Origin of the sequence: Candidatus Effluviviaceae Genus V sp., from assembly GCA_014728125.1 — a bacterium.
Lineage (GTDB): Bacteria > Joyebacterota > Joyebacteria > Joyebacterales > Joyebacteraceae > WJMD01.
On record WJMD01000101.1, the window covers coordinates 1 to 3,403 of the forward strand.

The window sequence follows — 3,403 nt, forward strand, 5'->3', positions numbered from 1 at the left end:
CGCTGCACCGAATGCGGCGTGTGTCTGCCCAGATGTCCACAGAACGTGCCCATTCCGGACGTGCTCAAGGAGGTATCAGCAGAGCTTGAGGGACCGCTCTTCCCGCTGAGGGTCTGGCTGGCGAAGCGCATGATGGCCTACATGCGCTGGAAGGCGAAACGGGGACAGGCGGCGGAGTAAGGGCACGCGGGACGACGAAGGGGGCGCCGCGACAGCAGCGCCCCCTTCGTGTGTGCTCGATGGAACCCTCTACTTCAAGAGCGCCATCTTCCTCGTCACGGACTCCTGTCCGGTCTCGATGCGACTGAAGTAGATGCCTGAGGCCAGCGGGATCCCATCATCGCTTCTGCCGTCCCACACGACGCTGTGGGGACCCGGCTCCAGGACGCCGTCCACGAGGGTCCGGACGACCTGCCCCCTGACGTTGTAGACCCGAAGCTGGACCCTGTCGGCGTCCGAGGGCACGCTGAACGCGATCCTCGTCGTCGGGTTGAACGGGTTGGGCGCGTTCTGCCTCAGGGCCAGCCGGTCGCCGGGAAGGGGCTCGTCGTCGATCCCCGTCACCCCCTCGAACCAGCCGATGGTCCTCGCGATGAGCGTCTTCTGGTTGTTCGGATAGGCACCGTCGACCTTGACGTTCTCGAACGGGAACGCCATGAACACGATCTTGTGACCGTTCTCCTCCACTCGCAGCGCCTTGTCGCCCACGGCGGTGGTCAGGATGGGCTCTGCCGGAGCAGAGATGGTGAGCGCGTCGCTGCACGCCGGCGGCACCGGACCGCCGATGACCGAGAGCGACATCCCGTTCGTGATCGGGTCGCCCGCCACGCCCGTGAGCGTGAATCCGCTATTGTCGCACGCCCAGGAGTCGATGTGCAGGTAGTCCTGGACGAACTCGTTCGGGAGAGCTCGGCTGTTCAGGAACTCGGTGCTCGTCAGAAGCAGACTGCCGCCCTGGTCGAGATAGTCCATCAGGTTCTGCTCGTCGCCGGAGGTGAGGTAGGCCGCGTCGCCGGCGCCCGTCGTCCACAGGACGTGGCTGTAGGCCGAGAGCTGCTCGAGCGTCGGGCGACCGCGCGCGCCGGCGTCCCACGTGTGCGCCGCGTACCCGGTATCGAGAAGCGCCGTCTGGAGATGGGTCTCCAGGTCCCCGAAGTTGTCGTCGTCCACAAGGAGGATCGACGGAATGTCGACGAACGTGGCGAACGACACGGACGCGCCGGTCCTCACGTCGCCGAGGCCTGTCGCTGACAGCGTCGTGACGGCCATGCCCGTCGCGGTGCCGAGATTGTCGAGCATCCTGACCTCGAGGCTCTTCTCCTCCCCTGACGCCAGCACGAACTCGGCAGGATCGGTCATCCAGACGCCTCCGGGTTCGCGATACGAGGCGACCCAGTCGGTCGGCAGGACGCCGTCGGGCAGGAACTCCTGGGCGATGTCGACCGTGACGGTGTCGGTGAACGCGTTCCAGTTCTTCAACGTCGCCGTGTACTGGGCGCTGCCCGCACTGCTGACCTCGGTCGCGTACATGGCCGACGACAGCCCCAGCGTATAGGATGCGTTGTAGAAGTCGTACGTCATCGTCGGGCCCGACGCGCTGATGTTCGAGAAGAAGGCGCCCGAGGCACTTCCATCCCACCAGTTGGTGTTGGGATAGGTATCCGGTGTGCACGCCGGGTAGCCCGGACCGGCGTAGAGGTCGGAGCCGTCACCGTAGTTCACGTGGTTCTCGAGGTCCCAGTCGCCGTCGGCCTGCACCAGCGTCACGAGGTAGTGAAGCTCGGGCGTCTGCTGCTCGTTCGAGTTGTCTCCCTCCGTGTCGACGTGCCAGACGGCCATGCCGTGATCGGGCAGCGCGGCGTCCCGTCCCGTCCGCTGACGGTTCTCGACGAGATAGTACTCGTTGGAGAGCGACGGGTGTTCGAACTTGTGCATGACATTGCCGTCGGAGGAGAGCATGAGCCCCTCGGCAGGACTCGACAGGACGGTGACGTCCCCCCAGCCGGCGACGTACTTCATCCAGGCGCAGGGCTCGATCGGGTTCGTGCCGGGGCCTACGGAGCACATCACGCAGAACTGCCCGACGCCGGATGAGTTGCCGCCGTAATCGTAGAGATCTGGCCAGCCCATCAGCATGTGGCCGTTCTCATGACAGAACGTGCCGAGCCTGAGCGAGCTTCCCAGGTTGGAGATCTGGTAGCGCCAGGCCTGGACGCCGTCGGCGAAGAACGACACGGAGCTCGCATGGGGCCAGAGTCCCTCGGCCCACGCGTTCCACGTGTCGCCTGCGTAGAAACAGTTGATCGCGTCGATGATGCCGTCACCGTCCGAGTCGTACTGGCTGAAGTCGAACCCCTTGTTGTCGAGGTCGGTCAGGGCCTCGATGACCAGCTCTCGCGCCCGCTCGCCGTACGGCGCAGATGGGCTGCAGTAGTAGGCCTTGGTGTTGGCGGCACGGTAGTACTCACCGGGAACGTAGTTCGTGTAGTCCAGAAGTCCCTCGGACACGTCGCTGAAGTAGTCACGAACCGATCCGTTGTTCCCGTAGCCTGTGTACCCGAGCTGGTTGCAGTAGTCGTCGATGTTCGACGGCGGGATGGTCCACGAATCGTCCGAGAAGTCGATGATGAGCGTGATGCCCTCGACGGCGCCCGTGGAGGTGCCGCGCCCACCGCGCGGGCGCTCGGGTGGCTCGGGCGCCATCGTCTCGAACGCCAGGCGCGCGGCCCTCGCCTTCTCCGCCGCGGCCTCGTCGGGGATCCTCACGTGCTTCGTGAGGCTCCTGAGAGGCGACTCGTTCACGGCAACACCGGTCGACACGAGGCTCCGCCCGTCGGCCGAGAGCTCCGCGTAGCTCAGCAGTCCCGTGGACTCGTCGCGTACGACGGTGTACCCGTCCAGGGTCTCCCCGACGGAGTAGAACTCGTCTCCCCACACCCTGATCTTCACGATCCTGCCGTCGGGTTCCCTGATGTCCACGACCTCGCCCCAGAGCGGTGCCGCCCCGCTCTGAACGGCCATGACGACGAGCGCCAGCAGGACAAGAAGCGGAAGCAGGACGCTGGAACTCCTGTTCATAAGCATGTTCAGATCTCTCCCGATGATGTCACAGGGATACGCACATACTTGCTATTTTGCATACATTGTACCATGGCTCTACCCCTCAGTCAATTGAGGTGCGCCGCCGGGGCCCGGGTTTCGCACGCATCCGGCGAAACCGAAGAGTGCCGTCGCCGCATCAAGACCTGAACACAGCCGACAGGAACCGAAAGAGCCCACCCCCGAGAGGGTGGGCTCTTCGCGTTCATGGCGGGGCCGACGAGACTCGAACTCGCGACCTCCGGCGTGACAGGCCGGCGTTCTAACCAAACTGAACTACGACCCCGCTGTCATACCTGAAACC

The 3,403-nt window shown here is 64.9% G+C and carries 1 protein-coding gene and 1 tRNA gene; both read right to left on the reverse strand.

Annotated features, from left to right (window positions below; translation table 11 throughout):
* Positions 1-249 precede the first annotated feature (249 nt).
* Entirely contained in the window at positions 250-3,084 is a 2,835-nt protein-coding gene (locus GF405_06280; protein MBD3367765.1) for a M6 family metalloprotease domain-containing protein, read from the reverse strand.
* Positions 3,085-3,307: 223 nt separating this feature from the next.
* A tRNA-Asp gene (locus GF405_06285) sits at positions 3,308-3,385 on the reverse strand.
* Positions 3,386-3,403 lie beyond the last annotated feature (18 nt).